The sequence below is a fragment of the Candidatus Neomarinimicrobiota bacterium genome, from assembly GCA_016784545.1.
In the GTDB taxonomy this organism is placed as follows: domain Bacteria; phylum Fidelibacterota; class UBA8477; order UBA8477; family JABMPR01; genus JABMPR01.
The window spans coordinates 1-23,092 of the sequence record JADHUM010000064.1 but is presented as its reverse complement, the minus strand read 5'-3'; the positions used below and the strand labels follow the sequence as shown (position 1 = coordinate 23,092).

General features: G+C 43.6%; 20 protein-coding genes and 1 tRNA gene. 13 read left to right on the top strand and 8 right to left on the bottom strand.

All coding sequences use genetic code 11. From position 1 onward, the window contains the following. Positions 1-139: 139 nt before the first annotated feature. From ISR87_13460 to ISR87_13425, 8 genes are all read right to left on the bottom strand, one after another. Positions 140-928: a hypothetical protein gene (locus ISR87_13460; GenBank protein ID MBL7026449.1), complete on the bottom strand. Its 789-nt coding sequence runs from the start codon at positions 926-928 to the stop codon at positions 140-142. Positions 929-1,101: 173 nt separating this feature from the next. Continuing rightward, complete coding sequence (locus ISR87_13455) at positions 1,102-1,374, bottom strand: antitoxin (protein ID MBL7026448.1); 273 nt, start codon at positions 1,372-1,374, stop codon at positions 1,102-1,104. A gap of 7 nt (positions 1,375-1,381) precedes the next feature. Beyond that, on the bottom strand, positions 1,382-1,651 hold the full coding sequence (locus ISR87_13450; protein MBL7026447.1) for a BrnT family toxin: 270 nt from the start codon (positions 1,649-1,651) through the stop codon (positions 1,382-1,384). A gap of 139 nt (positions 1,652-1,790) precedes the next feature. After that, positions 1,791-2,786, bottom strand: a complete 996-nt coding sequence (gene ppk2 / locus ISR87_13445) for a polyphosphate kinase 2 (GenBank protein MBL7026446.1) — start codon at positions 2,784-2,786, stop codon at positions 1,791-1,793. A 17-nt stretch (positions 2,787-2,803) separates the two neighbouring features. Next, positions 2,804-3,778 carry a polyphosphate kinase 2 gene (locus ISR87_13440; GenBank protein ID MBL7026445.1) on the bottom strand — a complete coding sequence of 325 codons (975 nt, stop codon included), beginning with the start codon at positions 3,776-3,778 and terminating at the stop codon, positions 2,804-2,806. Positions 3,779-4,034: 256 nt separating this feature from the next. Then, complete coding sequence (locus ISR87_13435; protein MBL7026444.1) at positions 4,035-4,814, bottom strand: hypothetical protein; 780 nt, start codon at positions 4,812-4,814, stop codon at positions 4,035-4,037. Beyond that, entirely contained in the window at positions 4,814-5,917 is a 1,104-nt protein-coding gene (locus ISR87_13430; protein MBL7026443.1) for a hypothetical protein, read from the bottom strand. Before ISR87_13430 ends, ISR87_13435 begins: the two co-directional genes overlap by 1 nt. Positions 5,918-5,991: 74 nt before the next feature. Continuing rightward, positions 5,992-6,762 (bottom strand): UDP-2,3-diacylglucosamine diphosphatase, encoded by a 771-nt coding sequence (locus tag ISR87_13425; GenBank protein MBL7026442.1) that lies wholly within the window; start codon positions 6,760-6,762, stop codon positions 5,992-5,994. A 175-nt stretch (positions 6,763-6,937) separates the two neighbouring features. Here ISR87_13425 and ISR87_13420 point away from each other — a divergent pair, with 175 nt between their 5' ends. From ISR87_13420 to ISR87_13360, 13 genes are all read left to right on the top strand, one after another. After that, complete coding sequence (locus ISR87_13420; GenBank protein MBL7026441.1) at positions 6,938-10,063, top strand: PD40 domain-containing protein; 3,126 nt, start codon at positions 6,938-6,940, stop codon at positions 10,061-10,063. After that, a complete protein-coding gene (locus tag ISR87_13415) occupies positions 10,063-10,836 on the top strand; it encodes an ABC transporter permease (GenBank protein ID MBL7026440.1) in 774 nt (257 codons plus the stop codon). Before ISR87_13420 ends, ISR87_13415 begins: the two co-directional genes overlap by 1 nt. 22 nt (positions 10,837-10,858) lie before the next feature. Continuing rightward, complete coding sequence (radA, locus tag ISR87_13410) at positions 10,859-12,205, top strand: DNA repair protein RadA (GenBank protein MBL7026439.1); 1,347 nt, start codon at positions 10,859-10,861, stop codon at positions 12,203-12,205. A gap of 32 nt (positions 12,206-12,237) precedes the next feature. Next, positions 12,238-13,380: a tRNA guanosine(34) transglycosylase Tgt gene (gene tgt, locus ISR87_13405; GenBank protein ID MBL7026438.1), complete on the top strand. Its 1,143-nt coding sequence runs from the start codon at positions 12,238-12,240 to the stop codon at positions 13,378-13,380. A gap of 8 nt (positions 13,381-13,388) precedes the next feature. Further along, complete coding sequence (gene sfsA, locus ISR87_13400) at positions 13,389-14,093, top strand: DNA/RNA nuclease SfsA (GenBank protein ID MBL7026437.1); 705 nt, start codon at positions 13,389-13,391, stop codon at positions 14,091-14,093. After that, complete coding sequence (locus ISR87_13395) at positions 14,086-15,744, top strand: Ig-like domain-containing protein (GenBank protein ID MBL7026436.1); 1,659 nt, start codon at positions 14,086-14,088, stop codon at positions 15,742-15,744. The genes sfsA and ISR87_13395 overlap by 8 nt, the downstream gene beginning before the upstream one ends. Next, positions 15,737-16,525, top strand: a complete 789-nt coding sequence (locus ISR87_13390; protein ID MBL7026435.1) for a diaminopimelate epimerase — start codon at positions 15,737-15,739, stop codon at positions 16,523-16,525. Before ISR87_13395 ends, ISR87_13390 begins: the two co-directional genes overlap by 8 nt. Before the next feature lie 15 nt (positions 16,526-16,540). Continuing rightward, positions 16,541-17,611 carry a mannose-1-phosphate guanylyltransferase gene (locus ISR87_13385; GenBank protein ID MBL7026434.1) on the top strand — a complete coding sequence of 357 codons (1,071 nt, stop codon included), beginning with the start codon at positions 16,541-16,543 and terminating at the stop codon, positions 17,609-17,611. Next, positions 17,612-17,902: a hypothetical protein gene (locus ISR87_13380; protein ID MBL7026433.1), complete on the top strand. Its 291-nt coding sequence runs from the start codon at positions 17,612-17,614 to the stop codon at positions 17,900-17,902. Continuing rightward, positions 17,895-19,856 carry a SpoIIE family protein phosphatase gene (locus ISR87_13375; protein ID MBL7026432.1) on the top strand — a complete coding sequence of 654 codons (1,962 nt, stop codon included), beginning with the start codon at positions 17,895-17,897 and terminating at the stop codon, positions 19,854-19,856. The genes ISR87_13380 and ISR87_13375 overlap by 8 nt, the downstream gene beginning before the upstream one ends. 253 nt (positions 19,857-20,109) lie before the next feature. Beyond that, on the top strand, positions 20,110-22,179 hold the full coding sequence (locus ISR87_13370; protein ID MBL7026431.1) for an elongation factor G: 2,070 nt from the start codon (positions 20,110-20,112) through the stop codon (positions 22,177-22,179). A 100-nt stretch (positions 22,180-22,279) separates the two neighbouring features. Further along, complete coding sequence (locus ISR87_13365; GenBank protein MBL7026430.1) at positions 22,280-22,768, top strand: HIT domain-containing protein; 489 nt, start codon at positions 22,280-22,282, stop codon at positions 22,766-22,768. Positions 22,769-23,017: 249 nt separating this feature from the next. Then, positions 23,018-23,089, top strand: a tRNA-Asn gene (locus ISR87_13360). Positions 23,090-23,092 lie beyond the last annotated feature (3 nt).

Sequence of the window (23,092 nt, the reverse complement as noted above, 5' to 3'; positions counted from 1 at the left end):
ATTACGAATTTTGGGTTTTGCTTTCATAAATCACCATGTTTTGAACTGTTTTTATTGATTTCTGGCAACTTAAGCTTTATTTATCTCTACACAACACATTGTTATTATTATCGTTATATACTTTTACAGGGACGACTAATTAGGGTACTGCGCTAATGGTGCGTTTAATATCACCATAAGACTCAAACCCAGATGATGTACTCATTTTTATCCGCTTGACAGAGGTCCCAACTCCATGATTGTCCTCCCAAGATATTGCATGATATCCTGGTGGAAAGTATCCAGAAGCGATTGTATCTGGAGAATTAGAAAATGCTTCATGGGCAGTTATCAATACGGAATCATATACAGGAATCATGAATCCGATCGTCATTAACGGACCATCTGTTGGATTTGGGAAAGCGGGCATCAAGTGAAATGAAGAGGGGATGGTAATATCTCCACTCTCTTCTAGATTAGGAATCCAGTCAAGCGAATCGCCTCCGAGTACTTGACCCGTGTAATCAGTATAAAGAAATCCACCGTATCGCTGCAAGTATGCCTCAGAGATAGAAATTTCTTGAGTATATCCTACAGAGTATTGGTCTCTAGTAATTTCATTCTTAAAGTTTTCTGCGACTTCAAGCGAATTCGTGAGAGGGTTCAAAGTAGAGCGCCACCAAACTATAGTCAGAGAACAGCCCTCGTGATAGGAATAAATATCTGATTCGGTAACAGACATGCTCTGCCCCGGTATTAGTCGATATTTAAAATTGGGAGAAGGATTATATGGGTCGTATGCTATATATGCAAGGTCACCATTGTATATCTGAAAGGACAATACTTGGTCTGAGGTGTTCTTTATTAGAAGCCCATCTTTCTCTGGCTCAGAGCAAGCAATTAAAACGAGCAACACTGCGAGACATATTTTTAAAATGAGAAACTTCATATCATCACGCTAACGCCATAGGCCTGAGCTGCTTCCTGAAAAACAGTCAAAATAGTAATGAAACCTTGTGTCCTTCCATGTGATATTCGATCCCCCCAGATTGGTTGTGAGTCAACTCTAAGCTTTTGTTAGACAACCGATTATGTCATTGATTGCAATATTCATCCGAGCGTTTAGATGTTTACTTCTGCAGTTCCTTTGACATACTTGTGAATTAGGCTTGAAACTAGGGTCTGGTATGGAATTCCTTCTTCAAGTGATTTCGCCTTAAGGCGTAATAAGTCCCATTCAGAGATTCTAATGTTAATACGCTTATTCTTCTGGAAAGTATTTCTCGCGTACTGAGCATACTTCTTCTTCATCTCTTTCGTCAATCCGACGGATTTCAACTCATCATTTTCGTAAGCTTTGAGTATTTCTTCTTCATAACTGTCTAGTTTATCCATGATAACCTCACTTCAAGTAATCTTTTGTGGCTTTACGACTAGGAATTATTGTCTTGAGGAAAACCTCATCATCATTTTCTACAAATGGGACGAAATATGCATATTCCTCAAATTCAATTACAAAAATCCTTTGTCCTGGATATTTATCCTGATTGGGATGATCTATTACATCGAGGATATTCCCAGCCTCAATTTGAAAAGCCATTATCTCAAATGAAATACCTCGCTCCTTTTTTATTGATTCATTCTTCTCTGAATTCCAGTTGAGATATTTCATGTGACTAATCTATCCTATTGTGTGCCTTATGTCAACCTCAAATTTATTCGGTTTGTCCAGCAATCTCTTATGCCTCTATCCCCAAGTACTAATAACAAAAAAAATAGGCCACCCAAGGGTAGCCTATTTTTTTGAAGCTTTAGCCTGGAAGCTCACCTGGCGTCATAAGCAATTCTTCCATCAATTTTAGCTCTTTGATGCCCGAGATTAAGATATCAGGATTCACAGTAAAATACTTTTTATCCAGTTTGCCCTTATAGTCCATTTTCCCCAGGATGTATTTTATGGTATTTAAACGAGCTAATTTTTTGTTGTCGGATCGAATAATGGTCCAGGGTGCAATGGTCCGGTTGGTTTCAGACAACATTTGAAATTTCTTTACTGAGTACTGATCCCAGAGATTTTGGGCTTCCATATCAACAGGTGAAATTTTGAACTGTTTGAGGGGATCTGTTTCTCTCGCTTTAAACCGTGCGAGCTGTTCCTGTTTGGATACAGAAAAATAAAACTTAAACAGCTTGACTCCATCTTTCACCAGCATCTGTTCAAATAAGGGTACGTCTTTAATGAATCGTTTGTTTTGTTCATCTGTGCAAAAACCCATGATGGGTTCTACCATGGCTCTGTTATACCAACTCCGATCAAACAGGGCAATTTCACCACCGGCTGGCAGGTGTTGAATATAGCGCTGGAAATACCATTGCCTCCTTTCCACATCACTAGGCTTTTCCAGTGCAACCACGCGAGCACCACGAGGATTGAGATGTTCTGTGATTCTCTTGATGGTTCCACCCTTGCCGGCTGCATCTCGTCCCTCAAAAATCATGAGCACTCTCAGGTCATGCTCCTTCACATGGTTTTGAAGTTTAAGGAGTTCTATTTGCAGCCGTTTGAGCTCAATTTCATATTCCAGAGTTTTCTTTTTGACATAGACGGCTACGCGCCCTTTGGATTTATGAGCATCCTTATTTTTTGTAGCCGTTCCTTCATGTAAATGAATCTTTTTTGATTTGTCGGCCTTGACAGGTGGAGCCTTTTGGGGTTCCTTAGGGGGTGGAGTTGCTTTAGTAGCTGGCTTAGTCTTAGCACTGAGTCTCACTGGGGCTGGTGTTGGGGCTGGTGTTTTTTTATCCATATTTATAACCCTTTTAATTAGCCAATAAATCGACCATGTTTGCGGCGTTGACGCTCCATTATCTTTAATTCTCGCTCCCCGGAAATGACCACATCATCGTTGGTCTGAAAATCTAAGCTTCTGCTTCTTCCACGATAGGGGATTGAGCTAAGTATCAGCTTCATGGTTTCTAATCTGGCCGAATGCTTACTGTCAGAACGAATAATATACCAGGGCGCTTCTTTAGAATTGGTTTTTTGGAGCAACTTGAATTTTTTTGCAGTAAACTCATCCCAAAGATTCTGGGCTTGAAGATCAACCTCACTTAGTTTCCACTGGCGCAGTGGGTCATTCATGCGTCTCTCAAATCGTCTATTCTGTTCCTCTTTGGAAACCGAAAAATAAAGCTTGAGCAATATGGTTTTAGAATCACTGATAAAGTTCTTCTCATACGTGTTCACCGTATTTAGAAATTCACGATATTGCTTCTCTGTACAAAACCCCATGACAGGTTCAACCAGAGCTCGGTTATACCAGCTTCGATCGAAAAGCACCATTTCACCAACGGAAGGGAATCTCTCAATATAGCGTTTGAGATGAAGTTCAGTTTGCTGGCGATTCGAGGGTTTTCCCGGTACTTCAACGCGGTAACGTTTCTCATTCATATAGCGGGTAAGACGTCGAATTGTGCCCCCTTTGCCAGAAGCATCTCGACCATCAAAAAGGATAATCATCTTTTTACCGGTTCGCTCAAGATGTTGCTGTAGCTTTATCAGCTCTGCCTGATAGGGCTTCAATTCTTCATTTTGCTGATATTTCCCCAGGGCAGCGTTGACAATGCGATCTTTTTGTTTCCTCTTGAGAACATCCTTGATCTCATCCATGCCCGCTTTGCCTGTGGAGGGATCAATTTTTTTCTCGGCCTTGGTAATAACCGACCGGATTGTATGTTGGGGTTTTGGATCAGAAACAACGCTCTGATCTTCTTGCTCAATATTTTCTTCTTGTGTCATACCTTCTCTCCGGAAAGCTATTCAAATAAAAATCTGACAATTACTTACAACCCGTCATTATCAAGTACCAGACCTGAAAAAGTCTCGCTCAAATATAGGACAATGTGTTAAAGGTTTACTGATTAATTCAGGCTGAAAAAGTAGCATTGATCGAATAGTTTTCTCTTTTTTTCGGACATCAGAAATACTTCTCCAGCCCGATGTAAAATCCCCCCGAAATTTAATAGTTTAGTGCGATTGAAACAGCTATGAGTACCTAATTGAATTCGTCGAACAGAACCTTGTAAGTCACATAAGAGATATTCTTGGCCTCAACCCCGGTTGGTAATTTCACTTCCACTCGAAAGAGAGCGGATTCTCCAGCCGACAGAGAACTTTCGCTAATAACACCTGAATAAAAGGAATAGGGCTCACCACTGATGTAGGAAGAGTCCTGGGCAATAATCGTGGTCCGTTTATCATGGAGACGGAAGCGAACTCTTACAAAATCTGCCCGACGCATCCCTTTATTGGTGACCTGTCCAATGAATACGCGGCTGTCAGTATGCCGCTGGTCTTCAAATTCACCCTTTAGGACCACATCTGCATGGAGGCGATCAAATGGTTTGAGCTCCTTGATATTTTCCTGAACAATGGAGAGGGTTCCGATATTGGTTTGAACAATAATTTTATCCAAATCTTCTGAGAGAATCTTACCCTGAACAACGGTTCCATTTTTTAAGGTGATCTCACTGATTTTTTCAGGAAAATTAACGAGGCGTTTGATCTCTTTGCGAATCCTTGGTGCACTTAAATCGTCATATTCACGTAGTTGAATACGCATACGATCCATATCATTCTGGATTTGATTTACTTCCCTGCGGAGTTCCTTGACCAGACTATCTGATCCTCGAACTTCCACACTGGGTTTAAAAAACTCACGCTTATCCGAGCCCTGACTGGTTCCATCTGTCTTCTTCTGGGAGAAACCCATGAGGGGTAATAATACAATGATGAGGAGTAGCGCTATCTTCGAAGGCTGTCGACGTACAGTCATTATTCACGCTCCCATTTGCTTTGGGTTGTGCGAGCGATATGCTGCAATTTTTGTTGAAGTTCAGGGTCGTCAATAGATCTGACTAATTCCCTAAGGTCGTCATAAAAAATAAAATTGTCAGGATTACCCAGAATATCAATCAATTGATTGGTAATCACCGGGTCCTTATACACTGAAAGGGATACAATAGCACGTTTACGAAAGCGACTCGGCATCTGATCATCCCGGGCGACTTTCACCAGTGCCATTTTTAGCTCCGGATCATCAAAATTACCCAGGGAGGTAGTGATGGCATCCAACATCCCATAATAGGTGGCTTGCTCGTTGTGCAAAGCATCAATCATACTCGACAAGAGGCGTTCATCCTTCATCTCATCCATAAGTGAGATTGCATAGGTCTTGACTTCATCCTGAGTTGCAGGATTACTCAGCATCTCAGCCATAAGGCGGGCAACTGCTGGATCATTTTTGGTAGCGAGAATCTCTACGGCGAGATTTCTGATTGAGATATCAATTTTTCTATTCTTAGCTATGGACATGAGGATGGGTACGACTCGGGCATCATCCATTTTGCCCAGAGTGAGGGTTAAATTCTGCAAGAAAGAGGCATAATCTTCGGTAGCATCAGCATACAATTTCAAGATGAGTGCAACAGAGCGTGCATCAACCTGATCCTCAATGATGGCAAACATTTCATCGCGAACTGTCACATACCCTTTCCGGCTAATGGCCATAGCTTGAAGAATGGTTTTGGTATTTTCAGGTTCTTTGGTTTTTCCCAGAGCCTGAAGACCAGTCTGGAAAAGGGTGTAATCCAGATCGCTGCCATCTTTGAGAGAATTCCTGATAGCCTGTAGGCCAACGGGATCATTGGATTCAATCACTTTTAACATGGCTTCTTTACGAATTTCGATGGGCAGGCTGGTATCTCTGTAAAAAAGAATAAGATTGTTTAAGGCTTTTTTATTTCCATCTCTATACTCGCTATAAGCTTCATCAATTCCAGCTTTTGTAGCTTCTTTGTTGGAGCTACAATTGGTAAAAGATCCAATGACCAGTCCAAGTATCAGGATCCAGAGTACTTGTTTGCTTAATTGCTTCATGTTGAAATCCATCAATTTCTATTCAAAATATCGTGAAAAGTATCAAATCAGTTTATAGAAAATACAGGTTGATGTCAAGGTAATTCCCTTTGTTCCAATTGCTTAACATGCCATTGTTTAAGTGATAGATTCACTCCATCAAAATAACCATAGCTGAAATAATTCAAGAAATCTCCAATGGTTAGAAAGGTGTTCTTATCGAACATTTTTAATTTTGGATAGTGAATATGTCCAGTAATGACAAAATCAGCACCTTCTGCAAATTTATCCTCAGCAAAGGCATAGTTTTTACGTATTAGATTCAAATGATCAATTGACGTCTCTTTGCTATATTTTTTTCTGCTGCCCCTGGAAAGCCAGTTTGCGATCCAATGACTGATATTCGGGTGAAGGAGCCATCTAAATGCCCAGATAAAGAGGGGATGTTGAATGACACTTCGCAAGCGATGATATCCAACATCTTCCGGATCCAGACCATCACCATGATTGAAATAGAACTGCTTATCGGCAAACTCAATGGTGGCCGCTTTGGGGTATATTTTTACTCCGATGGTGTTGGTTAAAAATGAACCTATCCAATAGTCATGATTCCCACCGAAATAATGGATGGTAACCCCAGCGTCAGCCAACTCCTTCATTTTTGAATAGACGTCCAGATAAGCCTGGGAGACCAAATAGCCATACTCAAAGTAGAAATCAAACCAATCCCCGACTATAAAGAGGGTGGCCTTTTCTGCTTTTATCTTGTCCATAAGCAGGAATAGTTCTTTGCGGCGTTCTCGCTCAACATCGTCAACCTGTATCCGTAGATGAACGTCTGAAAGGAAGTAAGCTGTATTATTCATTCAGTCAAAATAACCAACATCACCTAAAGTACCATGCGAATTGTAGGGATATAATCATGTAAACGTTATAAGTTGGTGGACATCAGGCGGTCTCAGCGTTTGACAAATATCAGGCTGAAGCTTATCTTGATTAGAATTATTGGAACCCAAAGGAGCTCTTGGCATACACCATTATATGAAAATCATTAATCCTATAAAGAACATCCTGATTTTTACCATCATTGGGTTGATCGTTTTGGTCAATCCTGTAGAAGCAAAATATGGAAAAAATAAAGTGCAATATCGTGGCCTGGATTGGTCATTTATCCAGACCCCCCATTTTGATGTCTATTATTACGATGGGGGCGAGTCAATTGCCTACTTCGCAGCAGATGTCGCAGAGAAATCTTACGAGCAGATCTCCTATCAATTAGACTGGCGGCTGAGCAAACGCATATCCATACTGGTTTACAACTCCCACAATGATTTCCAGCAAACCAATGTGACTCTGGGATATTTGCAGGAGGGTATTGGTGGTTTTACTGAATTGTTTAAGAACCGGGTGGTTCTACCGTTTGAGGGCAGTTATGAACAATTCAGACATGTTCTCCATCATGAGTTAACACATGCAATTGTCAACGACCTCATCTTTGGTGGGAATGTACAATCCATCGTCTCCGGAAAAATGAGAGTGAACATTCCCTTATGGTTGAGTGAGGGTTATGCTGAATATTCATCTCTGGACTGGGATTCCAGAGCTGATATGATTATTCGAGATGCCGCCATCAATGGCAGTCTACCTCCCATTCAGTATCTGAACTATTATATGGCCTACAAGGGTGGGCAAAGTGTTGTCCGGTACATCGGTGAAACTTTCGGTGTGGAGCGCATTGGAGAAATATTTCATGAGACACGTCATTTTAAGGACGTGCCCAAGGCCATCGAGAACACCCTGCATCTGGATCTGAAGACTTTGACCGAAAAGTGGCATTTTTCAGTGAGAAAAGATTATTGGCCTGATATTGAAGGCCGCAGCAACCTGGACGATGTTGGCCATCGACTGACAGATCACACCAAAACACGAAACTATTTTAACGTGAGCCCTGCTATTTCTCCCAATGGGGGAAAGGTTGCCTTCCTGTCAGACAGATCAGGATATGCAGATATATATGTCATGTCATCTGATGATGGCAGAAAGTTAACCAAAATAATTTCTGGTCAACGCACTGCTGAACTGGAAGAGCTAAAATGGTTGAGTCCCGGGCTATCCTGGGCTCCCGATAACAGGCATCTGGTATTTTCAGCCAAATCTGGTAATGAGGATGCTCTGATTTTCTTTGATACGGAGAAAGAAACCCGTCATAGCCATAAACTTGGGTTGGATGGCATTTTCACAGCGTCCTGGTCTCCAGATGGGAAATCCGTAGTCTTTTCGGGACTGAAGGATGGAGCCAGTGACCTGTTTCTCTACTCAATAAAAACCAAAGAGGTCACACAACTCACCAGGGATTTATTTTCCGATACACGCCCAACATGGTCACCGGATGGTAAGGAGTTGGCTTTTGTGTCTGACCGTGGCAACTCATTGCTCACCGGGGTTGTTTCTCAAGACTCACGGCAATCTCGTGAAATATTGCGGAGCCACGATTTTCGCTCCACTGATATTTATACCATGAATATAGAGTCTGGACAGATCACACGCATTACCGATACACCGGGAAGTGAGGATTCACCCAGCTATGCAAATACATCCCCTAAATTGGCATATACTTCAGATCGTAGCGGGATATGGAATATTTACTTTTATGATTTTGAAACAGGGATTGAAATACCAGTAACAGATATCATGACGGGTATTTTTCAAATTAGCTGGAGCAAAGATGATTCCAGACTTGTATTCGCTGGATATGAAAAGGGTGGCTGGGATATTTTTACCATGAACAATCCCCTCGATATACAAAAACAGCCGAAATCACCCACATTTTCAAACTATTTAAAGCGCAAAAATATTCAGCTGGATCTGACATATAAGGATTCAATGCCAGAGCCTGAGCACCGGAATATCAATCCCTTTGAGACCCATGTTTTTGCCTATGGAGATGAGTATTCAGATGCAAAAGGCACAACTGATGTGCCGGAGCCAGTCGTCTTGAACACCAAGGATAGTACGGGTGCTTATGCGGTCAATAAGTATAAGACGCGATTTACCGTCGATCTGGTTGATGCCCAAGCTGGGTATTCCAACTTTTTCGGGGTCCAGGGCAATGCTCTCATGGTTTTTTCTGATATTATGGGAAATCATCAAATTCAGTTTGGGTTTGAATTATACCGCAATCTGGATAACTCTGATCTCATGCTTGGTTATCACTATTTACCCAGAAGAGCCAATTTGCACCTCATGCTGTATAATCTGCCTGACGATTATGTGAGTATATCCCCGGACTATTTCTTAACTCTCTGGCATTTCAGGAAGTACGGAACCGTTTTTGGTCTCGACTATCCATTCTCAAAATATTCCCGATTTGAAACCAGCGTGAATTGGTTAAACATTTATCAAAGCATCAGTTATCTGGATTTGATAGAGGATCGCGACAAAGTTGAGCTTACACTCAACCAAAGCTATGTACTTCCAGAGGTGAAGCTAAGTTTTGATAATGTTTTGTATGGCAGTCTTTATCCCGTTTCTGGATGGCGCATGGAAACCGGTTTCCGTTTCTCGCCAGACATGCCTAACTCGTCACGACAATTCGCAACTTTCAGAACGGATATTCGGAGATATATCAAAGTTGCCAGAGAATATTCTTTCGCCCTGAGAGCATCTGCTGCCAGTAGTTATGGTAAAACCCCGGAAACATTTATGGCTGGCGGTATATCAAACTGGATTAATTACAGATTGGATAATGCTTATCTGGATATTCTATCAGATTATGAAGATCTGTATTTTTCAGAATATGTGGTCCCGGTTCGAGGCGTTCCCTATTTTGCTTACACCGGAAATCACTATACAGCCTTCAACGCTGAATTCCGATTCCCCTTTATAGAATATCTCTCAGTCAAATGGCCAATTTCCATGGTTATAGGCAACATCAGGGGAGAATTGTTCAGCGATTGGGTGAAAACCTGGGATGCCCAGCAGATAGATGGTCTGACTCTGCCTGAGATTCTTTTTCGAGGTCAGAATAATAGCTACTGGGGAACTGGTTTTGGGATGCGTATGAATCTGGGGATTTTTGTACTGCGATATGATATGGCATTTGATATGTCAGAAGAAACCCTCTGGGACAATCGACAGCATATCTGGTCCCTCGGTCTGGACTTTTAATGCAAAAACTAGTTCGGCGGCTTGGTCGTGAAACCATTGGTCTGGTTGCCAGCATTGGTGAAGTATTCATTCTCCTTGGTCAAGCTTTAAAAAATGTCCGCTACTTCCATCAGGATCGAATTTTATACAACGAACAATTCTATCGATTGGGTGTCAAGGCCCTTCCCCTGGTAAGCATCATCGCGGTTTTTGCCGGTGCTGTGGCAGGTTGGCAGGGTGCCTACCAATTGGAAGATACACTGCCACCAAGGTTTTTCGGGCAAATCGTTGCAGTAGGAATATTATCTGAAATGGGTCCGGTCCTAACAGCCCTGGTTCTGGCGGGTCGAAATGGCTCCTCTATTGGTGCCGAGATTGCAACTATGAAAGTTACAGAACAGATTGATGCCCTTGAAGTGATGGCCATCGATCCCATTCGTCACCTGGTGGCACCCCGTGTGGTAGCCATGATCATCATGATGCCCCTTTTGGTTGTGGTGGCAGATATTATTGCTCTCTTTACAGCAGCAATTATTGGTGATGCCTTCTTTAATATCAGTGTCACCATGTTTTTCAATTCTTTTCAATCAGTGTTCGTCGTTACTGAGGATGTGATCCCCGGTCTGGTCAAAGCCCTGACCTTTGGAATCTCCGTCGGTTTGATCAGTTGCTGGGTAGGCCTGAAAGCTACCCGGGGTGCCAGTGGCGTAGGTAAAGCTGCAATTCAGGCATTTGTTATTTCAGCCACCATCATCCTGGTGAATGATTACGCTGTTGCAACCCTCGTTTTTTAAAGAAAGTCAGTAAATAAAGAATATGGCCAAAATTAAGACTGTATACGTCTGTGATGACTGTGGCGCCGAACATCCCAAATGGGTAGGGCGGTGTGGCAGCTGTGGTGCCTGGGAAACCGTAAAGGAGTTTAAGCAATCCAAACTCAAAGTAACACCCAGTGGCCAAAGAACAGAATTAAAACCTCTTGATAAAATTACTCGTGATGCCGAAAATCGGATAAAAACCTCTCAATCCGAGTTCGATTCAGTTCTCGGTGGAGGCTTGGTTAAAGGCAGTATCATCTTGTTTGGCGGTCAACCGGGTATTGGCAAATCCACCCTGCTCCTGCAACTCAGTGGACTCATGGCGGTTGCAGGTCATTCAATTTTGTATTTTTCTGGTGAAGAAAGTGGTGAGCAACTTGCCATGCGAGCAGACCGTCTCGGAGTGAGGGCTGAAAAGCTCATGTTTGCAAACGATTCTGTCGTGGAAAATATTGCCAGAAGTATCAATGAACTAAAACCTGCAGTGGTTATTGTGGATTCAATCCAGACCGCCTATTCTGAAGCCGGTGAAAATCTACCTGGTAGTATCAGTCAAGTTCGTGAGAGTGCTGCACTGCTTCTGCGTGTGGCCAAGGAGATGAATGTTTGCATCATTCTGGTAGGCCATATCACCAAGGATGGCTATCTCGCTGGCCCCAAGATGCTGGAGCACCTCGTTGATACGGTTCTGTACCTGGAAGGGGATCGTCAGTCACAGGTTCGACTCCTGCGGGCTGCCAAGAATCGATTTGGCTCCACCAGTGAGCTGGGTGTTTATGAAATGGCCAGAGAAGGTCTCATTCCTGTTGAAAATCCAGCCAAACTATTTTTGTCTCAACGTCATTCAGATGTGAGCGGCACCGTGGTTGTGACCAGCCAGGAGGGGAGTCGCACCTTCTTTCTGGAAGTTCAAGCTCTGGTTGCCAGTGCTTCATATGGGAATCCCCAACGCAATGTGACTGGTTTCGATCTGCGCCGCTTGCAGATGCTTCTGGCCGTGTTAGAGCGGCGAGCTGGTTTCCAATTAGGTACTCAGGATGTGTTCATAAATGTAGTGAGCGGATTGAAAATTGCAGAGCCTGCTGCCGATCTGGGCGTGGCGATCGCTATTATTTCCAGTCTGAAAAATAGAGTGGTTGATGCAGGGGCCCTCATTATTGGTGAAATCGGTCTTGGAGGAGAGGTTCGCAATGTGGGGCAAATCCGAAGAAGGGTCGAGGAAGCAAAAAAACTTGGTTTCAATCGTATCATCCTACCCCATGGGGAGCACAAGGGACTTGCAGATCTGGGACTTGCCATTGTGCCGGTTCGGAGTTTAAGTGCTGCAGTAGATGAACTATTTTGATCATAGAAAAATAAAAAAGTAAATCCAGACTCATGAAAATTGAAGGTTTAATCACTTGTCCGGAAACCAAAGCTCGGGCAGGGCAAATACATACTGATCATGGTTCTATAAATACCCCGGTGTTTATGCCCGTGGGCACTGCTGGTTCCGTAAAGTCACTTTCCCCTGTTGATCTTATAGAAACCGGATCACAAATAATCCTGGGGAATACGTATCATTTGTTACTGCGGCCTGGGATGGAGGTCATGCAATCAGCTGGTGGATTGCACAAGTTTATGAGCTGGTATGGTCCCATCCTCACTGATAGTGGGGGTTACCAGGTGTTTTCCCTGGGACAGCTCAATAAGATCACTGAAGAAGGGGTTGTCTTCCAATCCCGTCTGGATGGGTCCAAGCACAAGCTTAGCTCAGAAATCAGTATGGATATTCAACGGGTGCTGGGTTCGGATATCGTCATGGCATTTGACGAATGTACATCCTACCCGGCAACCATTCAGCAGGCAAAAACTTCCATGCAACTTACCCACAGATGGGAGCAGAGAAGCCTGGACTATTTTCGGTCTACTGATCCGCTTTATGACCATGAGCAACAGCTATTTGGGATTGTCCAGGGGAGTGTGCATCCTGAGCTCCGCAAGGAAAGTGCAAAAATACTGGTGGACATGGGATTTGATGGATATGCCATTGGTGGGTTGAGTGTCGGGGAGCCCAAGGCTGATATGTATGCCATCACTGATGTGGTAACTGACATCCTGCCCCAGGATCAACCGAGATATTTAATGGGAGTAGGCAAGCCTGAAGATCTGGTGGAAGCAGTGAATCTGGGGGTGGATATGTTTGATTGTGTACTCCCAACCAGAAACGCCCGCCACGGGATATTGTTTACCTGGGATGGACCTGTCTCTGTAAAAGCGGCTCGAGAAAAAGATGCTCACTTTCCCTTGGATTCAGAGTGCCAGTGCTATTGCTGCCAGAACTTCAGCCGGGCATATCTACGACATTTGTTTAAAGCAAATGAACTCCTGGTTTACCGTCTTGCCAGTATTCATAATATTCATTTCTATCATGAATTGATGGATGGGATGCGCCAATCCATCATTGAGGGTAGCTTTGCAACTTTTAAGCAGGACTTTTTCGCCAGATACAATTTGAAGCGTGCGGAGAAGCATAATTAGCCATGGAGATGTCACTTTTTACCGGATTGATAGAAGCCGAGTTCGTAAATCGCCCCAATAGATTCCTCTCAAGAGTTAGAATTGACGGTAAAGTTCACAACTCCCATGTTCCAGATCCCGGGCGTCTCAAAGAATTACTATTCCCTGGAGCCCGAGTTTTGGTGGAACCCAAAACAGGGGAAAATAGAAAAACCAAATTCGCCACAGTCATGGTTTATTCCGGAGATGAACTCATTTCAATAAATTCTCAACTTCCCAATCGATTTGTACGTTACTGTCTGGATAATTCGCTGATTTCAGAACTTCAGGGTTGGACAGTAAAAAAGCAGGAATACACCTTAGGGAAATCACGATTTGACTTTTTGCTTGAGAGAGATGGCAATGAAAAATTGTTGGAAGTTAAATCAGCCACCCTGGTGGAGGAAGGAATAGCCAGATTCCCGGATGCGGTGACCTCCAGGGGGAGGCGTCATGTGCTGCATCTCGCCCATTCCATCACACCCAAGCGCTCTGCAGCCGTTCTGTTCATTGTTCAACGGTCAGATGCAGTATCCTTCGAACCGCATTGGGGGAGAGACCCTGAATTTGCACAGGCCTTGCAAGACTCAGTGAAAGATGGTGTAGAATTAATGATATATACGACAAAATTAAAACCCGATTCAATGACACTGAGATCCTCGATCCCCTATACCCTGGAGCAAAAACATGCGTAAATTAATTTTCTCCGCGTTTATTCCAGTAATAGTTTTCGGGCTCATGACCTGTGCCAGCGAACGTCCCATAACTGGCGGCCCGGAAGATAAAGAGGGACCTCTCATCATTTATAGTTCTCCTGAGAATGAGACTGTCAATGTGGATCGCAATACGGAAATTCTGATTAAATTCAATGAGCAGATGAAAAAAGCGACATTTAGCTCATCTCTGCAAATCTGGCCACGACCACCTGGCGAATACGAGATAAAATCTAGTTGGACCTGGTTGAAAATAAAATTCAGTGAGCCCCTTGACTCCAATGAAACCTATCTCCTCACATTGGATAAGGGCGTTCAGGACCTGCGAGGTAATGGACTTGAAGCTACATATGTGATGGCCTTCAGTACAGGTGGAGACTTGAATGCTGGTCGTCTGACAGGGACAATTTCCGGATCAAAGGACATTAAAAAGAATGGTGATCTTCTTCTATATAGAAAGTTTGATACTGACCTCTCGCAATTGAGACAAGAAAAGGCTGATTATGTTTTTCAACCTGATGAAACTGGACATTTCGAGCTGCCTTATCTGGCTGAGCGTTCCTACATGCTTTTTTATCATTGGGACAGAAACAAAAATAAGCTGATTGATGGTGATGATTATTTTGGACGACCAGAAGTTGCTTCAGTGTGGGCGAGAACTGATAGTATCCTCACCCAACACAAAATTTGGCCACAGGTAGTCCCCTTGAAGCGTCTGAAATTACTTGGTGTGTCGCAGCTTGCTGATCAATTCATACAAATTAGAGCTAATAGGATGGTCTCAGCAGAAGCTTTGGAATCAGTGGAGCTAGTCATCGATGGGCTTAAGATACCCATACTAGGGACTTCAAAAGTTGAAGATGATAATTTTGCCATGAATCTGGATATCGCCAGTCCCTTAAAAGATACTTCACGGGTTTGGATTCACAGTTTTCTGGATACCAGTGGATACGAGTTGAATTCTGATACCTTGATATTCACCTCTGCATCAAAATTTGACACACTGGCTCTGGGAAAAATAAAAGTTAATTGGGCGAATCAAGACAATCCTGGAACATCTCAGGCAGCTTCAAAAATCAAATTGAATTCAAATCTGCCAGTCCTGTTTAAATCAGATAGCGCTTTTTCTGTGGTGGATGCAAAAAGGGACTCGGTGACCATCTCAGGTAACCTTGAAAAACAACATACCATGGAATGGCTTTTTACCACGGACACTCTGCTCCAGGGTGGCAAAACCTACCAGTGGCACATAGAAACTCGACATCTATACGCACCTCTGAATGGTCGTGACCTGGACAGCCTGCAGTCTGGAAAATTAAAACTCGTAAATCAGGATTCCCTGGGCAGCCTGAAGGTCATTCAAATGGGAGTACATGTATTGGAATGTCGCCTGACAGGAAAGGGGATTGACCGTCAATTTCTGCTAAAACCAGGCGAGGTGTCTACTTTGGAGGGGCTACCAGCACGATCCTATGCCCTGGTTGCCTATGTTGATGAAAACGGCGATGGTCGTTATCAGAGTGGTGGTATGGGACCAGCAGCAAGGTCTGAACCCTTCTGGTTTTATCCCAATGAGATAAAGGTGAGAGCCCGGTGGGAAACTGATCTGGGGATCTGGGTGTTGCATGAGTAATTCACTTGATTTTTATAAGTATGTCGGCGCAGGCAACGATTTTATCATCTTTGAAAGCTGGAATGATGATTTACAACTTTCTAAGCAACAGATTGTTGATATTTGTGATCGTCGCTTTGGAATAGGTGCCGATGGTGTCATGATTTTGCAGTCTCACCCCTCAGCAGCTTTTAAAATGAATTATTATAATGCCGATGGCTCTCGGGGAGAAATGTGTGGAAATGGTGCACGCTGTCTGGTGAGTTTTGCCATATTCAGAGACAGGGTAACATCTTCAGGTAATTTTTCAGCAGATGATGGGATTCACCATTATCGTATTGCAGGTGATTTGGTGGATGTGGAAATTATTGTTAATGGCGAATTGCAGGATTGGGACACCCCAAACAGGGGTTGTGGATTCATCGATACCGGGGTACCTCATTTAATCGTTCCTGTTAAGGATACTGCCATGGAGGATCTTGATCCCCTGGGAAGAAAGATGAACGCCCACCCAGCACACCCCCAGGGTACCAATGTCAATATTGTGGAGCAAGTGTCTGGATCCGTCAAGGTCAGAACCTGGGAGCGGGGTGTGAATATGGAAACCCTGGCCTGTGGGACCGGAGCTGCAGCGTCAGCGATATTCGCTCATGAGAAGTGGCAGCTTGAATGGCCCATCAAACTATCATTTCCCGGTGGAGAGCTGGAAGTAGATCATCGGGGAAATCAATATTGGTTAAAGGGACCTGCGCAGTTAGTTTTCAAAGGTCACTTTTCACTATCCAAGCTTCATCGTAAATAAGAGAAAAGAGGAGATATGTCTTTTTTTGCTGTAATAATGGCTGGTGGGGTTGGTAAACGCTTCTGGCCACAGAGCCGTCGGGCTACTCCCAAACAACTTCTTCCCATTGCCGGAAATAAAAGCATGCTGCGCATGACTATTGACCGGCTTAAACATTTCACTGGGGATGATCAGATTCTTATTATCACAAATTCGGATCAGGAAGAGGCGATCCGTCTTGAATGTCCAGATCTACCAGATGAAAATATTCTTATTGAGCCAGAAGGTAAAAATACAGCACCTGCCATTGGTCTGGCAGCCATTATCATCCAGCACCGAGATCCAGATGCCATCATGGGTGTTTTTCCTGCAGATCATTATATTAAGGATGTCAAATCCTTTTCCGAGTACATGCATCAAGGCATTGAAATTGCCAACGAGATGCGGGGGCTGGTCACCTTTGGAGTGGTTCCAACTCGACCGGCAACTGGTTATGGATACATTCAATACCATGGTCGTACCAATCCCGATGAACCTATTTTCGCCGTTAAGGCATTTGCTGAAAAGCCAGACCTGAAAACTGCAGAGCTGTTTTTAAAAAGCGGTGATTTTTTATGGAATAGTGGTATGTTTGTCTGGCGGGTTGATACCATCCTGCAAAGCTTTCAGGATTTCCTGCCAGAAATATGGGACAGCCTGGAAAATATTAAGGGAGCCATTGGCAAAACCGTCTGGAATTCTGTACTTACTGTAGAATGGGCCACACTGCGAAGTATATCCATTGATTATGGCGTCATGGAAAAAGCTCAAAATGTTTATGTCGTTCGAGTCGATTTTTCATGGAGCGATGTAGGCTCGTGGGATGCTGTATATGAAATGCGGAAGAAGGACAAGGACAGCAATGTTGCAAAGGGTGAAGTGATATTTCATAGGTCAGAAAATAATATGGTTTTTGCTGAGGGGAAAACAGTTGCCCTTGTCGGCGTGGATGATCTTGTGGTTATTGATACCAAGGATGCTCTGCTAATCATTCGTCGTGGGCAGACTGAGCGTGTAAAAGAACTGGTGGATGGTTTTGAAAAAGAAAAAAGGGACTCATTGCTATAAATGAAGGCTGAACGCATTAGAGATGAATTCGAATCTCTCGCTGAAAAATTAGGGTACACCATTCGCTTTGAAAAGGGCGATTTCAAAGGAGATGCCTGCCGTATAAAATCGGAGCGGGTAATCATTATGAATAAGCTTATCCCTATCACCCATCAGAACTATGCATTTTCACGAATATTCACCACGGAAGATTTGTCCCAGATAAGTGTTCTTCCTGTTCTAAGATCCATGATTGAGGAAGTTGGTGGTGGTGTGGAAACACTTTTTGACGAGGGAGAGCAACATGCTTAGACGCGAGGAGCTCCTGGTCTCCCTGGCCCTTATCATCATTTTTTCAATAATGGGCTATCTGGTAAACCAGTTTCTGGGTTTTGGTGAGCACCCCATCCTGGCCAATGTGGTTTTTGCCACCCTGATCATCAATTTGTACGTTCCATTGCGGTCCAGGGGACGTAAACTGGTACTGCGGCTTATTGCATCTACGTATTACGAACGAAATGAAAACTTCCGAATTATCCTGGATGATCTTGAAAAGGTAGAAACTTACCGGGATATGCTGGATATGGTTCCACGTACCCTGAAATCTCTTTTTGAATCCGATATCGTGGCTCTTTTTGTGAGACGCAAAGGGATTTTTAAAATTGAATCCTCCATCGCACCCAAACCCATGTTCCTGGATGGTATCACCCTGGCCAGCGAACACGAAATCCTCAAAAAGCTTGTTGATACCAATCACCATTTAGTGAATGTAAAATACTCTGTCAACGATTTGCAGACTGAACCACTTAATGTACCTGCCATGGATTATCGAAGTTTCAAATTGTTTCAATGGGCTATCCCCTTGAAAACCAATAACCGCCTGGCAGGATTTATTCTGCTGGATAAGATGCCCATGGATATGCAGGCGAGACGCTCAGGAACCCTATATAATTTTGTTGTCGATCAAATTGCTGTTCTGCTGGAAAAACGGAAACTTTACCATCGTATCCAATTGGAAGCCCGGAAACAGGAAGCACTCACGCTTATTGCCAACAAAATGGCGGCAACGCGAAACACAACACGGATATTTAATCTGCTCCTGGACGAGGTAAATACCATTGTCCCCTTTGATGCCTGTGGTGTCTTTCTGGCTTCATCAGAAGGTGTGAATATCGAAAAGTTTCTCCAGCGTGGATATGATACCCGTCGACTAAATCCCTTGAAATTAAAAATTGGCAGGGGGATAGTAGGGAGGTGCATAGCCTCTAAAAAACCTATTTCCATTCCTGATGTGCGCAGAGAAAAAGACTATTTGTCTGGAAGACCAGACTCCCGGTCTGAACTGTGTGTACCCATTGCCGGTGGTTCCATCGTATATGGCGCTATGAATCTGGAATCCAACCGAGTCGCAGCCTTTAGTGAGGATGATCTGGATTTTCTTCAGACCATAGCAACCCAGGCGGGTGTATTGATGGAACGCTATAAAATCGACAAGCATGTCAATATGCAAAGTGGTTTAAGCGAGGATATGGCGAAAGCTGAGAGTATTCAGAAATCACTGCTTCCAAATGAAATTCCCGCCCATGATGAGGTTTCATTTGACCTGAGGTACATTCCATGTCGGCAAATTAGCGGTGATTTTTACGATCTTTCCAGCAAGACCGAGGATGTGTTTAACATTGGTATCGGCGATGTGGTTGGCAAGGGAATCTCAGGTGCGCTTATCATGTCAAATTTTTATGCGGCTTATCTCAATGAAAGTCAAAAAAACCTTCCCCTCGCAACCATGATGACCAATCTGAACAGATATTTAACCAACGAAACTGAGTTGGATGAGCAGATCACCTTTTTCCTATCCAAGATGGATGTTGACGAGGGGGTTGTTCGATATGTGAATGCCGGGCATCCTGCACCACTCATTTTTCACGAAGATGGAAGTATTGAGCATCTTGAGGCCGGGGGTCCACTCCTGGGTTTTGATCCTGATTTCACCTATGAAATGGGAGAGGTTCCTCTGAGGAGGGGCGATTTACTGCTCATGTACACCGATGGTGTCACTGAGATCGTTGGGAGTGCTGGTCAATTGTTGGATGAAAGTGGCCTCATCAGCGCTGTTCAGGCAAATCTTGATCAAAATGTTTCTGTCATTGCAAGTAATCTGTTGGAGAAGATTGAAAAATTTAACCGCAAATCTTCATTCGAGGATGATGTCACATTTATTATAAGCCGGTATTCAGGTGGTCCGGCAGAAGTTGAAAAAGAATAAAGCTAAGGATTAAGATTTAGCCCCCATTGCTGTACACATCCTCTCTACCCCATTTCCTTATTGATAGCCGAATCGCAGGGCTAAAAAATGTCTTGCGAATCCTCTAAATATGGAGATTTTTGGACGCTCATTAATTGAGCAAGAATATTAATATATATGCTTCTCTGGAACCAACAAATTACCAGTATTTATACCATCTCTCATGGTATGAATAATTTAATAATATACGCTTAACATTATTGAGGAGTTGAGAATGAAAGACTATTTGACAAAGGATATCCGAAACGTTGCCATTGTTGGCCACGCTTCGTCAGGGAAGACCGCCTTGACTGAAGCTATGCTGCATTCTGCAGGGTTAACCACACGGATGGGGACCATTGCAGAGGGGAACACCAAATCTGACTATCGTCCAGAAGAAATCGAACGTCAGTGTTCAGTAGGTACATCTTTAATGACTATTGAATGGCAGGACACAAAATTAAACATTTTAGATACCCCCGGATTTACAGATTTTATAGGTGACGCCTTGAGCGCAGTGAGGGTCGCTGATACCAGTCTCATTGTTGTAGATGGAACTCACGGTCCTGAAATGGGCACTGAAAATATGTGGAATTACAGTCATGATTACCACATTCCCCGTACTTTTGTTGTTACTGGACTGGATAAAGAACACTCTAATTTCCTCAAAGCCTTTGCCCGTATCAAAGATACCTATGGCAACCATGTCACGGCTTTGCAGCTTCCTGTCAATGAGGGCATCGGGTTTAATAAAATTGTAGATATCATCCGCAAAAAGACCCTGGTCTTCAATGATGGCAGTGGCAAATATACAATGGAAGATCTGCCTGAAGCCATGGCTGATGAAGTAGAGACCATGTACACAGAGCTCGTTGAACAGGTTGCTGAATCTGATGAAGCTTTGATGGAAAAATATTTTGACCAGGGTGAATTGTCAGAGGATGACTTACGCCATGGTCTCCGTGAAGCCATTATACACAAACAAATCTTTCCTGTATTCTGTACAGCTTCTATTACAAATGTGGGTGCTTCCCGCCTCATGGAATTGATTCAGAAGTATTTTCCTTCACCAGCAGACATGCCTGCCGCCATCGCAGAAGATGGAACTGAATTGCATGCTGATGATCCCAAAGACACTTGTGCACTGATCTTTAAAACCATGAGTGAAGCTCATGTGGGTGAGTTAAGTCTCTTCCGTGTGTATGCTGGACAGATTAACTCGGGTATGGATCTGGCAAACCCAACCAGGAGTGGCAGTGAACGTCTTGGCCATGTTTATTCAATTAATGGTCATGACAGAGATGAAGTTCACTCCATCAATGCCGGTGATATCGGTGCCACAGTAAAATTGAAAATTTCACATACTGGTGACACCCTTTCACATCCTAAAAATCCTGTGACATTAAAAGCCACTCAATTTCCAGGACCCAATATCCAGTTTGCCGTGATTTCATTGATCAAGGGTGAGGAAGATAAAATCAGTTCAGGCCTCACATTGCTTCACGCAGAAGACCCAACATTACTCTATGAAGTGGATTCTGAGCTCCATCAAACTGTTCTTTCCGGACAAGGCGAACTACAAATCAATGTTGCTTTTGAAAAACTAAAAGAACGCTTCAAAGTTCAGATTGAGCTGGTTGAACCTAAGATCGCCTACCGTGAAACCATTAAAGGCACGGCTGAAGCCCGCTACCGCCATAAGAAACAATCTGGTGGCGCTGGCCAATTTGCTGAGGTGATGCTCAGAGTTGGTCCATTGCCACGAGGCGAGGGAATTGTTTTTGAAGAGACGCTGGTTGGTCAGAATGTTGATCGTGTTTTTGTACCATCTGTAGAAAAGGGAATCACGGCTGCTTCACAGGAAGGCTTTATCGCTGGTTTCCCCATCGTAGATGTGAAAGCAACTTTCTATGATGGCAAAATGCATCCAGTGGATTCCAAAGATATCGCTTTTCAGATTGCTGGTAAAGGGGCTTTCCGTGATGCCTGTAAACAGGCAAAACCAACCCTGTTAGAACCCATCTTCGATGTTGAAGTTCGTGTTCCTGAAGATTACATGGGTGATGTCATGGGTGATTTAACTGCCAAGCGTGGCCGGATTCTTGGCATGGATGCCGAAGGACACTATCAGGTTCTAAAGGCTAAAATCCCTCAGGCAAATCTGTTTAAGTATGCGTCTACCTTGCGTTCCTTGACACAGGGAAAAGCTTCGCATAAGCAGAAATTCTCGCATTATGCGGAATTGCCCAAGGAAGAAGAAACCAAGTTGATCGCCGCCCTGGAGGCTGCGAAAGCAGAGGAATAAAAGTTAGAAGTTTGGTGTTAGGAGTTAGGCGGAAAATGGAAATTAGCCCCTAACTTCTAACGCCTAACGCTAAGCAAAAAAAATGTCTGATTCTGAAAATATACCAAAACTGTGGGCACCCTGGCGTATGGAATATATCAGGGCCATCAAACAGGAGGGCTGCATATTTTGTGATAAGCCTGCCGTAGCCAATGACCGGGAAAATCTATTGCTTTATCGCGGCAAGACCTGTTGTATTCTCATGAATCTATATCCCTACAACAATGGTCATATCATGATTGCTCCCTATGAGCACACACATCTTATGGAATCCTTACCTGCCAGCACCTTAACAGAAATCATGCAACTAGCCCAGGAGAGTATGAAAATTCTCCGTGAAGAATTCAGAGCTGAGGGATTTAATCTGGGTTTGAATGAAGGTACCATAGCCGGTGCAGGGATCGCTGAGCATATCCATTTTCATATTGTCCCACGCTGGGCAGGGGATACCAATTTTATGCCGGTAACGGGACATGCCAAGGTCCTGGTGCAGGGTTTAAAAGAGTCCTGGGATGTCTTAAAACCACATTTTGAAAAAATCAGCTTGTAAGCAGTTGACAGCACCTATGTCGGGGTTTACATTTGCGCGCTTTTAGAACGATCCGGAGGTCGCCTACGCTCTAAGGAGCTTCGGCGGACCAGGTAGCCAGCCCAGGTTTTAAGGCTTGTATGGTGAATACCCTCGGGATTAGCGCAATTGACATAATCCGGAGTAGCTTACGTCTACGTTCTGCGATGCAGAACTACGCCGCACAGGCAACGGCAGAGCGGGTGACATAAGTAAAACGGATAAAAATAATCCGGAGTAGCTCAACGGCAGAGCGGGTGACTGTTAATCACTAGGTTGGGAGTTCAAATCTCTCCTCCGGAGCAA